Source organism: Methylocystis rosea (assembly GCF_003855495.1).
GTDB lineage: Bacteria > Pseudomonadota > Alphaproteobacteria > Rhizobiales > Beijerinckiaceae > Methylocystis > Methylocystis rosea_A.
The window spans coordinates 1,674,949-1,692,517 of sequence record NZ_CP034086.1 but is presented as its reverse complement, the minus strand read 5'-3'; the positions used below and the strand labels follow the sequence as shown (position 1 = coordinate 1,692,517).

18 protein-coding genes and 1 tRNA gene are annotated in these 17,569 nt (G+C 61.0%); 11 read left to right on the top strand and 8 right to left on the bottom strand.

The window, feature by feature from the left end; all coding sequences use genetic code 11:
• Window positions 1-142: 142 nt before the first annotated feature.
• The gene (locus EHO51_RS08230) at window positions 143-1,102 is read right to left on the bottom strand and encodes a lytic transglycosylase domain-containing protein (protein ID WP_245434832.1); all 960 of its coding nucleotides are present in this window, start codon (window positions 1,100-1,102) and stop codon (window positions 143-145) included.
• Window positions 1,103-1,505: 403 nt separating this feature from the next.
• Between EHO51_RS08230 and EHO51_RS08225 the strand changes: the two genes are divergently transcribed.
• Window positions 1,506-2,270, top strand: coding sequence for a hypothetical protein (locus EHO51_RS08225; RefSeq protein ID WP_124738478.1), 765 nt, complete (start codon window positions 1,506-1,508; stop codon window positions 2,268-2,270).
• 294 nt (window positions 2,271-2,564) lie between these two features.
• Here EHO51_RS08225 and EHO51_RS21215 read toward each other — a convergent pair whose 3' ends face one another.
• From EHO51_RS21215 to EHO51_RS08215, 3 genes are all read right to left on the bottom strand, one after another.
• Window positions 2,565-2,690, bottom strand: a complete 126-nt coding sequence (locus EHO51_RS21215; RefSeq protein WP_281024516.1) for a hypothetical protein — start codon at window positions 2,688-2,690, stop codon at window positions 2,565-2,567.
• A 392-nt stretch (window positions 2,691-3,082) separates the two neighbouring features.
• Window positions 3,083-4,114: a hypothetical protein gene (locus tag EHO51_RS08220; RefSeq protein ID WP_124738477.1), complete on the bottom strand. Its 1,032-nt coding sequence runs from the start codon at window positions 4,112-4,114 to the stop codon at window positions 3,083-3,085.
• A 213-nt stretch (window positions 4,115-4,327) separates the two neighbouring features.
• A tRNA-Leu gene (locus tag EHO51_RS08215) sits at window positions 4,328-4,412 on the bottom strand.
• 131 nt (window positions 4,413-4,543) lie between these two features.
• Between EHO51_RS08215 and EHO51_RS08210 the strand changes: the two genes are divergently transcribed.
• From EHO51_RS08210 to EHO51_RS08200, 3 genes are read left to right on the top strand one after another with little or no spacing between them, the layout of a single operon-like run.
• Window positions 4,544-5,122: a YqaA family protein gene (locus EHO51_RS08210; protein WP_018408582.1), complete on the top strand. Its 579-nt coding sequence runs from the start codon at window positions 4,544-4,546 to the stop codon at window positions 5,120-5,122.
• A 59-nt stretch (window positions 5,123-5,181) separates the two neighbouring features.
• Entirely contained in the window at window positions 5,182-5,994 is an 813-nt protein-coding gene (locus tag EHO51_RS08205) for a C1 family peptidase (RefSeq protein WP_124738476.1), read from the top strand.
• Window positions 5,995-6,008: 14 nt separating this feature from the next.
• Window positions 6,009-6,545: a disulfide bond formation protein B gene (locus EHO51_RS08200; RefSeq protein WP_245434824.1), complete on the top strand. Its 537-nt coding sequence runs from the start codon at window positions 6,009-6,011 to the stop codon at window positions 6,543-6,545.
• Here EHO51_RS08200 and EHO51_RS08195 read toward each other — a convergent pair.
• From EHO51_RS08195 to rlmN, 3 genes are read right to left on the bottom strand one after another with little or no spacing between them, the layout of a single operon-like run.
• A complete protein-coding gene (locus EHO51_RS08195; protein WP_245434822.1) occupies window positions 6,520-6,747 on the bottom strand; it encodes a BrnA antitoxin family protein in 228 nt (75 codons plus the stop codon). The two genes, EHO51_RS08200 and EHO51_RS08195, sit on opposite strands and share 26 nt — an antisense overlap.
• Window positions 6,748-6,784: 37 nt before the next feature.
• Window positions 6,785-7,072: a BrnT family toxin gene (locus tag EHO51_RS08190; protein WP_124738473.1), complete on the bottom strand. Its 288-nt coding sequence runs from the start codon at window positions 7,070-7,072 to the stop codon at window positions 6,785-6,787.
• 60 nt (window positions 7,073-7,132) lie between these two features.
• Entirely contained in the window at window positions 7,133-8,287 is a 1,155-nt protein-coding gene (gene rlmN, locus EHO51_RS08185; protein WP_124738472.1) for a 23S rRNA (adenine(2503)-C(2))-methyltransferase RlmN, read from the bottom strand.
• Window positions 8,288-8,427: 140 nt separating this feature from the next.
• Here rlmN and EHO51_RS08180 point away from each other — a divergent pair, with 140 nt between their 5' ends.
• The 3 genes from EHO51_RS08180 to EHO51_RS08170 all read left to right on the top strand — a co-directional run bounded on the left by EHO51_RS08180 (window position 8,428) and on the right by EHO51_RS08170 (window position 11,773).
• The gene (locus EHO51_RS08180) at window positions 8,428-8,886 is read left to right on the top strand and encodes a hypothetical protein (RefSeq protein WP_124738471.1); all 459 of its coding nucleotides are present in this window, start codon (window positions 8,428-8,430) and stop codon (window positions 8,884-8,886) included.
• A 123-nt stretch (window positions 8,887-9,009) separates the two neighbouring features.
• Window positions 9,010-10,572: an MFS transporter gene (locus tag EHO51_RS08175; protein WP_124738470.1), complete on the top strand. Its 1,563-nt coding sequence runs from the start codon at window positions 9,010-9,012 to the stop codon at window positions 10,570-10,572.
• Between the two features lie 88 nt (window positions 10,573-10,660).
• Window positions 10,661-11,773: an endonuclease/exonuclease/phosphatase family protein gene (locus EHO51_RS08170; protein ID WP_124738469.1), complete on the top strand. Its 1,113-nt coding sequence runs from the start codon at window positions 10,661-10,663 to the stop codon at window positions 11,771-11,773.
• Here EHO51_RS08170 and EHO51_RS08165 read toward each other — a convergent pair.
• Window positions 11,770-12,579 carry a DUF72 domain-containing protein gene (locus EHO51_RS08165; protein WP_124738468.1) on the bottom strand — a complete coding sequence of 270 codons (810 nt, stop codon included), beginning with the start codon at window positions 12,577-12,579 and terminating at the stop codon, window positions 11,770-11,772. The two genes, EHO51_RS08170 and EHO51_RS08165, sit on opposite strands and share 4 nt — an antisense overlap.
• A 162-nt stretch (window positions 12,580-12,741) precedes the next feature.
• Here EHO51_RS08165 and EHO51_RS08160 point away from each other — a divergent pair, with 162 nt between their 5' ends.
• The 4 genes from EHO51_RS08160 (at window position 12,742) to EHO51_RS08145 (ending at window position 17,518) form a co-directional block, all read left to right on the top strand.
• A complete protein-coding gene (locus tag EHO51_RS08160) occupies window positions 12,742-14,073 on the top strand; it encodes a PQQ-dependent sugar dehydrogenase (RefSeq protein ID WP_124738467.1) in 1,332 nt (443 codons plus the stop codon).
• A gap of 169 nt (window positions 14,074-14,242) precedes the next feature.
• Window positions 14,243-15,028, top strand: coding sequence for a tetratricopeptide repeat protein (locus tag EHO51_RS08155; protein ID WP_124738466.1), 786 nt, complete (start codon window positions 14,243-14,245; stop codon window positions 15,026-15,028).
• A 36-nt stretch (window positions 15,029-15,064) separates the two neighbouring features.
• Window positions 15,065-16,465, top strand: a complete 1,401-nt coding sequence (der, locus tag EHO51_RS08150; protein WP_124738465.1) for a ribosome biogenesis GTPase Der — start codon at window positions 15,065-15,067, stop codon at window positions 16,463-16,465.
• 42 nt (window positions 16,466-16,507) lie between these two features.
• Window positions 16,508-17,518 (top strand): methyltransferase, encoded by a 1,011-nt coding sequence (locus EHO51_RS08145; protein WP_124738464.1) that lies wholly within the window; start codon window positions 16,508-16,510, stop codon window positions 17,516-17,518.
• The last annotated feature ends 51 nt before the right edge of the window (window positions 17,519-17,569 follow it).

Here is a 17,569-nt window from a genome sequence, read left to right as displayed (position 1 = left end):
GCCGCAGTGGCGAATTAAGCAGAGCGGCGCTGAAATCAAGAGCCGTCCGAAGAACGGTCAGGGTAGCGATTCGGTCACAGCGACGGATGGGCGCGGCGACCAGGAGGCGTCGACGTTGCGATCAATCTCGCCGCGCCAAATTCTACTCCGGCGTCGCGCCAAGCTCCAAGCTGATCCCCTGCATCTTGAGATGAGCCCAGTTCTTGAGGTCTTTCACGGTGAAGCCTTTCAAGAAGGGATTTCCATTGACGATTTTTTCGCGGGTTTTGCCGGGCTGTCCGTCGACGCTGGCGATCACCGTCGCCGCATCGACAGCTTCCGGCGCAGACAGGATCGCCGCCGCGCCGCCGGGTCCGGCGAAATGCGCCAGATAGAGAGATCCGGGCGTGACCGGCAGACCCTTCTTCATCAGGATCGACGTGTTTTGCTCGACATAGCGCGCCGTCATTTCTCGAGAGAGATCAGGGTCCTTGCGCAAGTCGAGAATCTCTTTGTCGCTTAAATTGCCGGCGAGGTCAGGACGGTGCTTCTTGATCAACCCCATCCAGGTCGCGTTGATGAACTGGCCCAGCCCGGCCGCGGATGAAAACTTGTTTCTAGCGTCCGGATTTCCCTGTGACTCGGACATTGTGATCCTATCGACCAGAGCCTTAAGCGACGAGGCGGCCTGATCGGGAAATACTGGAAAATGAAAGTCGTGGAAGTGCAGTTTCAGTCCGAATCCAACGGCGAAGATCAACATTAGAGCGACTGGAGAAACGCGTGTGTTTGTTTCGTCGCTGGCCTGCCTGCGCGTGGCGAAAGCCTCTTCCCGATAAGGCGCGGTCAGCCTGATATATTCAGCGGTCTGCGGTTGTATTTGCGCGTTTTTGAGAGAGGACAGAACGCTTTGCAGCATCTGGTCGTCGAACCCCAGATTGATCCTGATCTCGATCTTTCTTCCTGCGTCTGAACTCTCGCAGTCAGAAACCAATGTCGCGTGTTCGCACGCCGAAATTTTTACTGCGGCTTCGGCTCCCGCACGAGCTGGCGGAGCTTTGTCCTCGCGCGCGCGCGTAACCGCTTCGTCGGAGGTCTCAGTTGAAGAGCTTGCCTCGTCCATCAGCTCACTCCTCGCTCGTGTGGCGAATATCCAATGGCAGACGAGGGGAGCAGCATCCTGTTATCAAATTGTAAACGATGCTTCAGAGAGCGAGCTTGCGCTTGTGTCGGAAAGGCGCCGCGCCTCGGCGCTTTGAAAATCGCCTTAATCTTCTGACGCCAGCTTCGAGCCTGTACGTGACTGAGGAAGATCGGCTTTCAAATTCGCGAGAGTGCCGGGAGCCTTCATGAAGAAGCTTTTATTCCCGAAGAACGAACGATTTCCCTGCGGATCAATTCTATTTCCCGAATCATGGTGTTTGAAATCTTTGTGTGGCGGGGCGCAAGTCGCGCAGGCCGTTAATCCATTCTCAAGCAATCGGCGTGAGGCTCAAAAATCTTGCACCCCCATGCGAAGCCTTGCCATGACCGAGCAAACGGGATTAGCCGCCCTCGACCTTAGCCCTGCCGCGGCGCCTGCGGCTGACGTTCCGGAGCTGAAGGTAGGGACCGCGGACGCGGCGATCTCCGCAGATGTGTCTGATCGTTCCAAGGCGACTGTCGCGCAACGCCAGCCGCCGGCGCTCAAAAGCGCTTTCATCCACGGCTCTCGGCTTTTATGGGCGGCGCTGCTCTATGGGGCCGCCGCACTCGCGGGCTGGCTGATCGCCGAGGCCGCCTGGCCGACGGTCTCCGCCTTGCCGGGCCTCGTCCGCACGATGGCGACGCAGGAAAACGCCGAGCGCGTCGCCTTTCTACGCGCGACGCAGAAGATGGAAGAGGAGATCCGCGCGCTCCGCACTGAGATGGAATCGATGAGGTCTTCGATGCAGGCGGCGACTCCGGCCGCCGACGCCGTCGACACTCTTGGCAAACGCATCGACGCGATGAAGACGGAAACGAATTCCGCGATCGGCGCGCTGTCAGGTCAGGTCGAGGGACTGCGGCGCGACGCAGCCGCCAAGCCTGCGCCGACAGGCGCGCCCTCGGAGCAAGCCGGCGCGCGTTCGCCGCGAAGCGAATACGTCATCCTCGAACAAGGCGCGTCGCGGCGGACGACCGTCTCTGCGACGGTGAAAGTCGGCGAGGGACTGCGGCGTCCCAAAATACGTCGCGGGGACGCGTTCGAGCCGGCAAGATATCCGGAGGCGCCCGGCGCGCCGCGCCCGCTCGGCGCCTACGGCCGGTAGGACAAGGAGTCGACCGGATCGCTTACTATGGTGGCGCAGCTTGCCCGACCTGAATCGAACTTTGTACGCGCGCTAAATTGACGGACGACTTATTCGCCCATGGCGAGGTAATGGCGACCGCGATAAGCGTTGTATGCGTTAGAATGCAAAACTCGGGCGGTTTGCGCCGCGCTGCGCGACTTTGATCCTAAACTATTCATCGAAGGAGAATTTCCCTCACGCGCTGGTTTGTTTGCTTGCCTATGCTGCTGCCGAAATTGGGGAGCAGTTGCAACATTCGGACCTTCGAAAATGCTATTTGGCTTGGCCGCCTACGACACAGACGAAACCATCATTGAGATTGACCTCGACTGATCCGTAGTCGCCCTCGAAGATCATGACGCCAGCAAGACGTATCACCTGAGAGCCCTCTGCAGACATGACAAACTTGTTTTTCGCAAGCAGCGCTGCGACGTTAAACGGCCGCGGTCCAATCTTGGATATTACATATGTCAGACAGACGCCGCGGTCGTTGCAATATTTCTGACCCTCAAATCTTACGACATACGCAATATGTTCGATATTCAACATTCGCGGCGCAGCATCTGGTGGTATCTTGTCGCCTAAGAGGCGCTCTATATCCCGAATTCTTCCTGGAGGCGGCGGCTCCGTAATTTCATGTGAACTTGAGAAGGCGTAAGCTCCCGTGGAACACTCCAGCAGGGCAAGTACGATTGGGATGATGCAGGACGTCCTCACAAGCCTATCCTCGCTGAGTGGACAGCTTTCGAGATCTTAGCCTCGACGTTCGAGCCGGCAAAGTATCCGTTCCGTCAACGACCCAGCGACAGGTGCGACATACGGAAGATGCTCGATACGAGTTTTATCACGATGCCAACGAGCCCTGAGCCGCCATAAAAATTGCCTTTGTTGAGTTGGATAAAAACATGGGCCGGCGCGTCAGATTCATTGGTCACTTCGCACACAAAGAATCCTTCACGGGCGCGCATCGATTCAAAGAGGATTTTCGTGGCGGCGGCGCACTCACGCAGTCGCGCGCGGATCGAACTATCGCGGCTCGTCTTTGCGGACGCCGAAATGATTGCATTCTCTCTGGAGCGATCCTGTGCGACTGCGGCGACTCTCATATCCTCTGGATGCGTCTGGCTGGTTGGCCGCAGCTTGGAAACGACATTGGCGGTGGTCGCAATGACGTTTCCCAGAGCGTAGTCCCGACTCTCGCCGGGCTCGATCCGTTCGCACCAGATCATGGTTTTGCCGGCAAGACATAAGACCGCCGGCGTCGACGGATCGTCGAGAGGGCGTGTCTTGTAGACATAAGGCGCTCGCGCCCAACTCATGGTCGATGCGTCACAGGGAACGGATTCAATCACGACATTGGCGGATGAACAAAGATAGGCAGGCTGGAGAAACAGGAGCGGGAGCGAATTGTCGCCTGCAAGTTTCGACAGATCGATTTTCTCGACGACGTTGCCTTCGCCAGCCGTCAGCAAAATCTCTCTTTGCTTCTCCGAAGTGGCGATCCGATTGAGTTTCACGTCTCCGCCGCCGCAGAACACGTAAAGGAATGTCGCGAACTCATTCGCGATCCAGGAGCGTTTCGGCGCTAAGTAAGGAGTTTGGCGCGGAATGGTCCGTGTTCCGGGCCACCGGCAAACAGACCTGCTTGGCCGATCGAAAAAGGACGTCTCGGGACCGAGCGTCACGACGAGCCCCTCGCGCGCGCCCAACAAGCGAAAGTCGCTTTCACCTTTCCGGAGCGAGATCTGTTCGGGACTGGAAAATGGGTTGCGCATGAACGTGCGAAACCCGAGGTCGATAAAGTCGATGGGCGTCATGTACATGCGCAAAATCCCACAGCCAATTTTACAAGCATCTTGGGGAGATCGTCGCCGCGACGGATTGAAAGCTTACGGTCGCGTTTGCTGAAGCGATGACTCTATAACGCAGCTTTCGATCGTTCGTTCCGCGCAAGTCGCGAGGAAGCGAGGCCAGGCGAGGGCCGACAAATCGAACTGATAATAACTGGCTGATATTGAGGATGAACTGAAACTAAGTGGTGCCCCTGGCCGGAGTCGAACCAGCACTCCTTGCGGAACTCGATTTTGAGTCGAGCGCGTCTACCAATTCCGCCACAGGGGCCTTGCCGGCGCGAAGCCGGCGAAGCGGCGCGGATATTAGCCGCGCCTCGGCGCCCGTCAACCCGAGAAACTTCTTTCTTCAACGCTTACGTGCTATGCGCGGGCAGCGCGCCGCGCCAACCCCGGGAACAGATGAAAAAGCTCTACGACTGGACCATGTCGCTCGCCGCGAGCCGGCATGCGCCCCTGGCGCTCGGCGCAATCGCTTTTGCGGAGAGTTCCTTCTTCCCGGTGCCGCCCGACGTGATTCTCGTGCCGATGACGCTCGCCGAGCCGAAGAAGGCCTGGTATTTCGCAGGCATCTGCACGATCGCCTCGGTCGCGGGCGGGGCGCTCGGCTATGCCTTCGGCGCGCTGTTCTACGATACGATCGGCCAGTGGCTGATCAATCTCTATGGCTATGGCGAGAAGATGGAGGCGCTGCGCGCCTTTTACGCCCAGTGGGGGGCGATCTTCATTCTGGTCAAGGGCTTCACGCCCATCCCCTATAAGCTCGTGACCATCGTCTCCGGGCTTCTCGCCTATAATTTCCCGCTGTTCATCGTGCTGTCGATGGTGACGCGCGGCGCACGGTTTTTCGTGCTGGCGGCGGCGATCAATCGTTTTGGCGATCCGATCCGCTCGAAGCTCGAAAGCCACTTCGGACTTTTCATCGCGTCGCTCGCGGTGATCGTCGTCGCCGGCTTCGCGCTCGCGGCGAAGATGTTTTAAATCGTCAGGCTTCAGTCCGAGAATTGCAGAACTGAAGCGCCGAATTTTGCCGCTGCTGCTTGTCTGCACGACAATTTCTGAATCTTGGCTATAACCCGACCATCACCGAGACCGGCCGTTCCGTTAAACCGGTTTTCTCCGGGACTCTTCCCGCTTCTGCGACGGTCAATCCGCTTTATTTGCCTCCGCCGCAAGCCCAAGGCACGTCCAAGCATATCGGCAGCCCGGGCAGCTGCGCGGCCTGGGCGTCCACCTATGGTCTTGCGACCTTCGCTGCCGCGCAAAATTCGCAGACGTCGCCCAGCGATGCGTCACTGCAGGCGAGCCCGGCGCATATCTACATCGAGGTCATGAAGTGCTACGGCGCCACTCAATGCCATGGCTCGCGGCTCGGCTCCTATCTTGATCTTCTGTGCCAGAGCGGCGCCCCGAACTGGGCGACGGCGCCTTATACGCCGAACTGTTCGACGCTTTGGTCGAGCTATGATCCGAATGCGACGATCGACGCGAGCTTTCAGATTCCGGGCTGGGCGATGGCGGAGACTTCCGATCTCGACTCGGTCAAGACGGTCATCGCCAATGGCGGCGCGCTCTGTTACGGCACGGCGCTGAATTCAACGTTCATCGCCTATGACGGCTCACCCAGCCCAATGAGTGGGCCCTTCGACAAGATCAAGAACCCCGATGGCGGTCTCGTCGGCCACTGCATGCTGATTATCGGCTATGACGACTCCCAAGGGGCTATTCTGATCCAGAACAGCTTCGGGCCGGACTGGGGCGCCACATGGAACGGCGGCGGCGGCTATATCTGGATGGCCTATGATCTCTTCCAGTTCTTGGCGCAGGGGCAGGCGCAGTATATTACGTTCTGATGGTCGGATCTCGCATGGCGCTGCTTGAGTCGAGCGGCCTTTTAGCGCCCCGCAATATCGCGCTGCTGATCCTCGCCGCCGCCGTCGCGGCGATCGGCGGGGCCTTCGCCTATGAGTCGTTCGGCTATCTGCCGTGCGAGCTCTGCTACAAGGAGCGCACGCCCTATTACGCGGCGTTCGCGCTCGCGCCGCTCGCGGCCTTCACCGCGCAAACGGGGAGGGGGGGAATGGCCCGCGCGGCCTTCCTGCTGATGGCCCTGCTCTTCGTCGGCAACGCCATCCTTTCGATCTATCATTCGGGCGTCGAGTGGAAGATTTTCGCCGGGCCGTCCGATTGTTCCGGGCCGCTTTCGACCGCGCCGTCGGTCGCCGATTTCATGAAGCAACTTCAATCGGTGAAGGTCGTGCGCTGCGACGAGCCGAATCTATGGATTTTCGGCCTGACGCTGGCGAATTGGAACGTCGCGATTTCCGCGGCGCTAGCTGGTCTAGCGGCCTACGCGTGTCTGAGTCATTGGCGTAAGTTCAGCGCTGTCTTTCTTTCTCGATGACATGGCGCCGCAACACGCGGTTGATCTCCGTTTGATAGCCTCTTCCCTCTGTGTGGCGCTTGAACCAGTCCAACACGTCCGCATCGATGCGAATATTCACCGGCTGTTTGATGGGCTTGTAGAACGCGCCGCGGTGAGCGAAAGCCCAATTTTCGGCAGGAGCTTCAGGAATATCTTTCGTGTCGATCTCGTCGTCAGGCAAGACGGCGAGCTTCTCAAGCTCGCGGCGTTCCTTTGGGCTAAACTCCTTCTTGCTCATAGCGTCTTCTCTCGTGAGGCGTCGCCTTTCGGGCGCCGATGATCCGTACGTGCTCGGCGTCGTCTTCGTCAGGATAACAATGCACGACAACGAGCAAGGCCACTCCGCCGACAATGCCGATCGCATGCCAACGTTCTTCGCCATCCTTGAAACGGTCGGGCAGGATGACATGCAAGGGATCGTCCCAAACGCGTCGCGCGACTTCGAATGAAACCCCATGCTTGGCGGCATTGCGCCGCGCCTTGTCAGCGTCCCATTCGAATTTCACGCGCTGCAATCCGACTTAACTGTATATACAATATTGTAGATTATACAAGCGCGGCAGTATTCACCCCGCAGCCACCCTTGCGCTGGCGCGCAACTTCTCCGTCTCGCTCTTCAGCTGTCCGCAGGCGGCGAGAATGTCGCGCCCGCGCGGCGTGCGCACCGGGCTGGCGTAGCCGGCGTTGAAGACGATGTCGGAGAAGCGCTCGATCGTCTCCCAGTCCGAACATTCGTAAGGCGCGCCAGGCCAGGGATTGAAGGGGATCAGATTGATCTTTGCCGGCAGGCCTTTCAGGAGCCGGACCAGTTCCCTGGCGTCGGCGGGCGAGTCGTTCACGCCCTTCAACATCACATATTCGAAGGTGATGCGCCTTGCGTTCGACGCGCCGGGATAGTCGCGGCAGGCCTGCAGCAGCTCTTTGATCGGATATTTTTTGTTGAGCGGCACAAGATCGTTGCGTAGCTCGTCGCGCACCGCGTGCAGCGAAATCGCCAGCGCCGGCCCGCATTCGGCGCCCAAGCGTTCGAACTGCGGCACGACGCCGGAGGTCGAGACGGTGATGCGCCGCTTCGACAGCGCCAGCCCGTCGCCGTCGGCCATGATCTCGATCGCCGCCATGACATTGTCGAGATTGTACAGCGGTTCGCCCATGCCCATGAAGACGATGTTGGAGACGGCGCGCACGCCTTCGCCTGCCGGCACCAGCCCGTCGGTCGGTCGGTCGCGATCGGGAAAATCGCCGAGCCGCTGCCGGGCGACGAGCAATTGCCCGACGATTTCGGCGGTCGTCAGATTGCGCACGAGCCGCTGCGTGCCCGTGTGGCAGAAGCTGCAATTTAACGTGCATCCCACCTGCGAGGAGACGCAAAGCGTTCCGCGGTCGCTTTCCGGGATGTAGACGCACTCGACTTCGGCGCCCTTGTCGAAGGCGTCGACCGGTTGCAGCCGCAGCAGCCATTTGCGCGTGCCGTCGACCGAAATCTGCTCCTCGACGATTTCCGGAAGGCGCAGCGCGAAGGCCTCCGTTAGCTGGACCCGCATCGCCTTCGAGACATTCAGCATTTCGCTAAAGTCGCGCGCGCCGCGGAAATAGACCCAATGCCAGATCTGCGCCACGCGCATGCGGATCTCGCGCTCCGGCAGGCCGAGCGTCCGCAACGCGTCGGCGATCTCGGCGCGGGTCATTCCCGAGAGCGAAGGCTTGTCGGTCAGGCTCATGAAATCCTCGGAACTGCGCCTCTTATATCATGCCTTCGCGCGATCTTTATCAGAGGCGGCGCTCGACGCCTTCTCGGTTGTGAATTGGTTGAATATTAAGCAGCGTTGACGCTGCGTGCCTTCAGCCTCATTTGGATGTTATGTCTAATTTTCGGGCCAAAGCTTCATCAAGTACTCGGTTGGTAGCTGGTATCGATCCGACCACGGTGGACGGCCTAAGCCGCGCTTTTCGGATTGGTGCGTGCGAATGCCTGACCGGCGCGCACATGCTGGACAAGGATTTCGATAATTCAACTGGTGGATATATTTTAACTTTTCACGCGATCGAACTCGGTTTGAAGGCTTTTTTGTTAAAGCAAGGACACTCTCTTGAATCGCTTCGGAAAAAACCTTTTGGTCATGACCTGGTCGAATTATTTGATGCGGCTAAGAAAAGCGGGCTGACGCTCAACTTTGAACATGCCGATGAAATGATTTCATGGGTGAACGAGTGGCACTCGACAGTAATGATTCGCTACGAATTCACCCAACATAGGGAGCTGCCCATTTGCGCTGAGCTATTTACACTGGCGCATGAGATACTGGACTGGAGCAAATAACTACTCAGGCTGTACGTTGCGGCCGTCAGATTTTAATCTGAACCGTATGTCGTTCCTTGATGTCACTCTTCAAAACCGATAAACGCTGCGCGCTCACGGCCAAGAGCCCGACGGAGCGACTCCTTGCATAGCGCCGCGCCAGACACATCCGATCCTTCGCTCAAGGCGACGCGCCGGGAGTGGATCGGGCTCGCCATCCTCGCTCTGCCCTGTCTGGTCTATGCGATGGACTTCACGGTGCTCAATCTCGCCATTCCGGCGCTGACGGCGGAGCTGCGGCCGAGCGCGTCGCAACTGCTGTGGATCATCGACGTCTACGGCTTCATGGTCTCCGGCTTCCTGATGATCATGGGCGGGCTCGGCGATCGCATCGGCCGGCGCAAGGTGCTGCTGTTGGGCGCCGCGGCGTTCGGCGCCGTATCGATCCTGGCGGCCTTCTCGAAATCGGCGCAGATGCTGATTTTCGCGCGCGCCGCGCTCGGCGTCGCGGGAGCGACCCTCGCGCCGTCGACGCTGTCGCTGCTCGCCAACATGTTCCGCGATCCGTCGGAACGCACCTTCGCGGTCAGCATGTGGATCTCGAGCTTCTCCGCCGGCGCCATCATCGGGCCGCTCGTCGGCGGCGCGCTCATTCAGTCTTTCGGTTGGGGCTCGGTCTTTCTCGCGGGCGTCCCGGTGATGGTCCTTCTGCTTGTTCTCGGGCCGGTGCTTCTGCCGGAATATCGCGATCCCAACGCGGGCCGGCTGGATCTCGCCAGCGCGCTTCTGTCGCTCGCGGCGGTGCTGTCCTTCGTTTACGGATTGAAGCGCGCCGCGGAGGCGGGCTTCGGCGCCGACGCGATCGGAGCGATGGCGGCAGGCGTCGCGCTCGCGCTCCTGTTCCTGCGCCGACAGGCGCGGCTTGAAGATCCTTTGATCGATCTCGCGCTGTTTCGCTCGCGGTCGCTGAACACCGCGCTTTGCATCAACATGCTTGGCGTCTTCTTCATGTTCGGCGCGTTCATTCTGCTCGCCCAGTATTTTCAGCTCGTTGCTGGTTTGACGCCGCTCGATGCAGGGCTGTGGTCGACGCCATCGGCGATCGTCTTCATGATCGGCTCCTTCGCCACGCCCGCGCTCGCGCGCCGCATCAGGCCCGTCAATCTTCTCGCCGGCGGACTCATCGTCGCTGCGGCTGGATTTGTCGGCCTCGCGCTGGCCGGCGGATTCTATGGCGTGTTTTTATCTTCTCTGCTTCTCGTCGGATTCACGCCGGTGATCGCGCTGACGACGGAAATCATCGTCACATCGGCGCCGCCCGAGCGCGCCGGCGCGGCGTCAGCCTTGTCGGAAACGGCGATTGAACTTGGCGGCGCGCTCGGCATCGCCGCGCTCGGCAGTCTCGGCACGCTGATCTATCGAGCGAAAATGGCGGGCGTCATCGCGGGACTTCCGGCGGACGTCGCTCGGGCGGCCGGCGCGACGCTCGGCGGCGCGGCGGATGCGGTCAAATTCTTGCCCCCGGAACAGGCGGAGCGGACGCTTTCCGCCGCGCGCGACGCCTTCTGTGCCGGTTTTCAGGCGATCGCCTTGTTGAGCGCCTTGGGGCTCGTCGGCGCCGCGTTCGCGACGAAGATTGCGCTCAAGCAAGCGCGTCACCCTTCCGCGGAAGGCGCAGGCGAAAAGCCGAGTTCGGCCCCGGCGTAACGCAAGCGGCCCGTCATGCGCTTGTCACCGCGCGCGTCGAGCTTTAGCCTACAGCGCATATTGTTGTTTTTTGCGCTTGGGGGATTTCATGAGACTCGCCTCATACAATGTTGAGAATCTTTTCGACCGCGCACGCGCGATGAATCTCAAGAGCCTTTCGCAAGGCAAACCTATTCTCGAACGCTTCGCGGAGCTGAGTACGTTGCTGGCGCAGCCCTCGTACAGCGCCGCCGACAAGACGCGCATGGCGAAACTTGTCATTGAACTCGATTTGGAAAAATCCGACGTCGGCGATTTCGTCATTCTGCGGCGCAATAGGGGCGGATTGATCAAACGCCCTAAGTCGGGCGGCGTTCAGATTGTCGCGAGCGGGCGCGCCGATTGGGTCGGCTCGCTGGAGTTGCGCGACGAGCCCGTCGACGAACAGGCGATGCGGAATACGGCGCGCGTGATGAGAGATATCGAAGCGGACGTTCTCGGCGTCGTCGAAGTCGAGAGCCGGCCGGTGCTGCGGGATTTCAACGCGGACGTCGTCGCGGCGCTCGGCGGCGAGGCATTTCGGCACGCGATGGTGATCGACGGCAACGACACGCGCGGCATCGACGTCGGCCTGTTGACGCGGCAGGGGTTTCCCATCGGCGTGCTGCGCAGCCACGTCGACGAAATGCTGGACGAGCGCAATCCGATCTTTTCGCGTGATTGCGCCGAGTTCGAGGTGTCGTCGCCGTCCGGCGCGCGCCTGCTGGTGATGCTCAATCACTTCAAGAGCAAGGGTTTCGGCTCGCAGCAATCGTCCAACGCCAAACGTCGCGCGCAGGCGAAACGCGTCGCTGAAATCTACGACGAACGTGTCGCCATGGGGATCAAGAACATCGCCATCATGGGCGACTTCAACGACACGCCGGACAGCGAACCTTTGAGGCCTCTCATCGAAGGGACGGATCTGAAGGACATCTTTTTGCATCCGAAATTTGACGACGGCGGTTTCCCAGGCACCTACGGCAGTTGCGCCGCGGACAACAAGATCGACTTCATTCTGCTTTCGCCGGCGCTGTTTGACAGGGTCACAAGCGGCGGCGCGTTTCGCAAAGGCATGTGGCCCGGGGCGCGGGCCAAACGCTGGGAGGCCTATCCGGAAGTCGGGCGCAAGGAAGACGCCGCCTCCGATCATGCGGCGATATGGGCCGACATCGATCTTTAGCGGGAGAGTCGCTCGATCAGCGCCATGGCGGCGGCTGGATTGCGTTCCTTAGCGCCGCTGATGACGTAGAGAAAAACATCGCGAGGCGTCGCGGCCTTCTGTTGCGTTCGCGCGACATAGTCTAGCCCGCCCGGCGCAGCGCCGCTCGCCCATTGTCGCGCACGCTGCGTCCATTGCTTGAGCGCGTTATCGTCATAGCCGAGTGGAGCATCGGGACGCGTTCCCATGATGCGCGCATAGACGAAGGGCGTCGTCAGATCGGCGATAAGCGGATATTTTGAATCGCCAGCGACGACGATGGCGACGCCATGCTGGCGCGCCAGCGCGATGAATTCAGCCGTCTTGAAGCTCTCATGGCGCGGCTCAATCGCGTGCATCAGCGGTCGGCCGCCGATGTTCTTTGGCAGCAGGGAAAGAAAGGCGTCGAAGAACCCCGCGTCGAATTTCTTGTTGGGCAGGAACTGCCACAAGATGGGTCCGAGTTTGTCCCCAAGCTCCATCACGCCGCTTGCGAAAAAGCGTTCGATCGACTCGCCCGCTTCGCGTGGCGTCTTGCGCATCACCGCGAAGCGCGGCGCCTTGACGCTGAAGATGAAGCCTTCGGGCGTTTCATCGCGCCATTTGGCGAAGCTCGCGGCGCTCTGGGTGCGATAATAGGTGCCGTTGATTTCAATGGAGGCGAGCTTGCGGCTCGCATATTCGAGTTCGCGGTTATGCGGGAGGTCAGCGGGATAAAAGGATTCGCGCCAGGGGGCGTAATTCCAGCCGCCGACGCCGACATAGACGCGTCCGGTCTTTCGACTCATTTGCGTTCCAGCGTAGTATGGACTGGCGAGGGCTTGAGACTTACCGCCGCCGCGCCATCTTAGCGGCGTCGTCGATTAACATATTTGTCTTCGTCGCCGGCTGTCGATGGTTGAAGCTTCGGCTTCTCGTATTTACCGGGATTCGTTGGGGGAGGAGGCGCCATGGCGGCGAATTTTTTCTGGAGATTGCTATTCACGCTGACCGCGATCGCGCTTGCCGCCTGCGATCGCGGCCCCGAAATGCCAGAGAGCGCTGGCTATGGACCCAATCCGACGCTGCCGTCGCCGCATCCGACCGGCGCATTTCCATACGTGAATATCGCTCGCGCCGTGGGCTGGCCAAGCGGCGAAAAGCCCACGCCCGCCGAGGGTCTGGACGTTGAAGCTTTTGGGACGGGGCTCGACCATCCGCGCTGGCTGTACGAATTGCCGAACGGCGACATTCTTGTCGCGGAAACCGATGCGCCGCCCAAGCCCGAAAACGAAGGCGGCGGCGTTCGCGGCTTCTTCATGGGCCTTTATATGCGCCAGGCCGGCTCGAATAAGCCGAGCGCCAACCGCATCACGCTGCTACGTGACGCGGACGGCGACGGCGTCGCCGAAACGAAGGAAGTCTTTCTGGAAAACCTCAATTCGCCGTTCGGCATGGCGCTGGTGGGCGATCAGCTTTATGTCGCCAACGCCGATTCGCTCGTGCGCTTTCCGTACAAGGTAGGCGACACGCGCATCGAAGCGCCGCCGGAGAAGGTCGTGGATCTGCCGTCGGGTCGCAATCATCACTGGACGAAGAGCCTTGTCGCGGATCCGGTGGGATCGCGTCTATATGTCGGGGTCGGGTCCAACTCCAACGCCGCCGAGAACGGTATGGAGGAAGAGCAAAACCGCGCCGACATTCTGGAGATCGATCCGGCGACCGGCGACACGCGGGTTTTCGCTTCGGGACTGCGCAACCCGGTCGGGATGGACTGGAATCCCGCGACAGGCGACCTGTGGGTCGCGGTGAACGAACGCGACGAGATCGGCGACAATCTCGTGCCCGACTACATGACAAAGGTGCGAGATGGCGCCTTTTACGGCTGGCCATACAGCTACTACGGACAGCATGTCGACGAGCGCGTGCAGCCGCAGGATCGGGAACTCGTCAAGCAGGCGATCCGGCCGGATTATGCGCTCGGCTCTCACACGGCCTCGCTTGGATTTACCTTCGTCGGCGATTCCGCCCTCGGGCCGTTCCAGAACGGCGCGATCATCGGCCAGCACGGATCGTGGAATCGCAGTCCCCGCGTGGGCTACCGCGTCATTTTTGTAAAGTTCGAGAATGGCGCGCCGGTGGGCGCCCCGAAAGAGGTGCTGACCGGCTTTCTGAACGAGCGCGGCGAAGCGCGGGGCAGGCCGGTCGGCGTCATCGTCGATAAGCGCGGCGCGCTACTGGTGGCCGACGACGTCGGCGGCGTCGTGTGGCGGGCGAGCGCCGCCAAGAAGCAAGCGGAATAGCTAGCGGAATCGGATGAGGAATACGCGAAAACGGGGTTCCTCGCCCTTCGAAAGCCCTTCACCTGATCGCCCCGGCGGAATAGCCGGCTGCGCTCGCATTTGGCCGCCGCCTATGCTATCGGCTGCGGTCAGCCCGGTTTTTTCGGGCGGAGTCAAGGGTCTGGCGCACATGTCCGATATTTTCCATGAGGTCGATGAAGATGTCCGGCGCGACAAGGCGGCGGACCTTTGGCGGCGCTATCACACGCCGATCCTGATCTTCGCCGTGCTGATCGTCGCTGCGACCGGCGCGTGGAGCTATTACCAGACCAACCGTCAAAAAACGGCGGAAGCCGCGAACGCCCGCTTTGAAGCCGCGATCGCGCTCGCCAACGAAGGCAAGGCTCAAGAGGCAGCGGCCGCTTTCGACGCTGTCGCTAAGGACGCTCCCAAAGGCTATGCAACGCTCGCACGCATCCGGGCTGCGGAACTGCGCGAAGACAGGGCGCGCGCGCTCCAAGAATTGGAGGCGATCGCCGACGACAAGAATGTCGACAAACTGAATCAGGAAGTCGCTCTGCTGCGCGCTGCGCTGATCATCCTCGAGAGCGGAGACCGCCAGAAGATGGAACGCGCGCTCGGACCCATGATGACGTCGAACGGCGCATTCCGCTTTTCGGCGCAAGAATTGAATGGTCTCGACGCGCTGGCCAATGACGATTTCGAAGAGGCCGAGAGGGATTTCAACATTCTGCTCAGCGATCGCGACGCTCCGCAGTCCGTGCGTCAGCGCGCCGCGGCCTATCAAGGGTTGCTGCACGCGAAACGTGGACCTAAGCCGGCGGCGGCGCCGACGGCGGGAGCCGGGGGAGCCGCGAGCGGCGGCAATGTCACCGTGACGCCGGTGATCGAGCCGGAACAGGAGGGCGCTGCGCCGTCCGGCGAGGCGCCGTTCGAGGTGAAGCCCTCGAAGTAGCGGCGCAGGGCGCGGCAGCGCAGCGAGAAACGAGTCATGTCCTTTTCGCTCGCGATCATCGGTCGGCCGAACGTCGGCAAATCGACGCTGTTCAACCGGCTGACCGGCAAGAAGCTGGCGCTTGTCGACGATCGTCCCGGCGTCACCCGCGATCGCCGGGAGGGTGACGCCAAGCTCGCCGATCTGCGCTTCACCATCGTCGATACGGCGGGACTCGAGGAGGGCCGGGGCCCGACACTGGAAGGGCGCATGCGCGCTCAGACTGAGAACGCGATCCTCGCCGCCGACGCAATTCTCTTTCTCATTGACGCGCGCGTCGGCGTCACGCCCGACGACAAATATTTCGCCGATCTCGTCCGTCGCGCCGGCAAGCCGGTTATCCTGATCGCCAATAAGGCGGAAGGAAAGGCCGGCGGGCCAGGCGTCTACGACGCCTTTTCGCTGGGTCTTGGCGATCCCGTGCCGTTTTCCGCCGAGCATGGCGAAGGCATGGGCGCGCTCTATGACGCGCTGCGCGAGGCTCTGCCCGAGGAGACCGCCGAGCCCTTCGAAGACGACCTCGCCATAGAAGAAAATCTGCGCAACGACGATGAGGACGGCAGCGACCTCGATGTCACGAAGCCGCTGCGCATCGCGGTCGTCGGACGGCCCAACGCCGGGAAATCGACGCTCATCAACCGCATTCTCGGCGAGGATCGTCTGCTGACGGGACCCGAAGCGGGAATCACGCGCGATTCGATCTCGGTCGATTTCGTGTGGCGCGACCGCAAGATGAAGCTCTTCGACACGGCCGGTCTGCGCAAGCGCGCCCGCGTCGTCGACAAGCTGGAAAAGCTGTCAGCCGCCGATGCGCTGCGCGCCGTGCGGTTCTCGGAAGTCGTCGTGCTGCTCGTCGATTCGACGATTCCCTTCGAGAAGCAGGATCTCTCGATCGCCGACCTCGCGGCCCGCGAAGGGCGCGCCGTCGTCATCGCGCTCGGCAAATGGGACCTCGTCGAGAACCGCGACGCGACGCTCATCAAGCTGCGCGAAGACGCAGAACGCCTGCTGGCGCAGCTGCGCGGCTGTCCGGTGGTTCCGGTGTCGGGCGCGACGGGGCAGGGGCTGGACAAGCTCATGCAAGCGATCCTCTCGGTTCATGAAATTTGGAACAAGCGCATCGGGACGGGGCGGCTCAATCGATGGCTGCTGACGCAAATCGAGGAGACGCCGCCGCCGGCGGTTTCCGGGCGGCGCATCAAGATACGCTACATGACGCAAGCCAAATCGCGGCCGCCGCATTTCGTGCTCTTCGGCAATCAGCTCGACGAACTGCCGACGAGTTACGAGCGCTTCCTGATCAACGGACTGCGCAAGACCTTCGACCTGCCCGGCGTGCCGATCAGGATCTCGAAAAAGTCGGGGGAGAACCCGTTCGAAGGACGTCACAAAGGCTGAGCGACTCTTGTGTCATGACGTCGCTCACGAGATTGTGTCGCCATGCTCAAGCCTTCTCCTGAAAAACTTCTCGCTCTCGGCATGTCGTTCTGGAACGCCAAGGCGCTGCTTTCGGCAGTGGAGCTGGGCGTCTTCGACGCTCTCGCCGACGGCCCCGCCGACCTTGCGACGCTGACGCCGAAACTCGGCTTACACAAGCGCTCCGCGCACGACTTCTTCGACGCGCTCGTGGCGATGAAAGTTCTGGAGCGCGATGCGGCCGGGCGTTACGCCAATACGCCCGAAACGGATTTTTTTCTTGTTCGCGGTCGGCCGAGCTATGTCGGCGGGCTGCTGGAGATGGCCAATGCGCGCCTCTACGAGAGCTGGGGACATCTGTCGGAGGCGCTGAGAACCGGCCAACGCCAAAGCGAAAATCAGGACGAGAGCGATTTCTTCGCGGCGCTTTACGCCGATCCGCAACGTCTGCGCGGCTTCCTCTCCGCGATGAGCGGCGTGAGCGCCGGCGCCGCCCAGGCGATCGCCGACAAATTCTCCTGGCGGGACTATCGGACCTTCGTCGATGTCGGCGCCGCGCAGGGCATGGTCCCCGTCACAATCGCGCGGGCGCATCCGCATCTTTCGGGCGGCGGCTTCGATCTCCCCCAAGTCGGGCCGATATTCGAAGAATTTGTCGCCGCCAATGGGCTCGCCGAGCGACTGCGGTTCTACCCCGGCGACTTTTTCAAGGACGATTTGCCCACGGCCGACGTCATCATCATGGGGCACATCCTTCATGATTGGGATCTTGAGCAAAAGCGGCTGCTGTTGAAGAAGGCCTATGACGCTCTCCCCGAAGGCGGCGTGCTCATCGTCTATGAAGCCCTGATCGATAATGATCGTCGCGAGAACGCTTTCGGTCTGCTGATGAGCCTCAATATGCTGATCGAGACCGACGGCGGCTTCGATTTTACGGGGGCCGACTGCGAGGGCTGGATGAAGGAAGCCGGGTTCTCCAGCTCCCGGGTCGAGCATCTGACGGGGCCGGATTCCATGGTGGTCGGCGTCAAATAGAGCGCACCGCGCGCGCGAACGCTTCCAGGGCGCCTGCGACGAATCCCCACG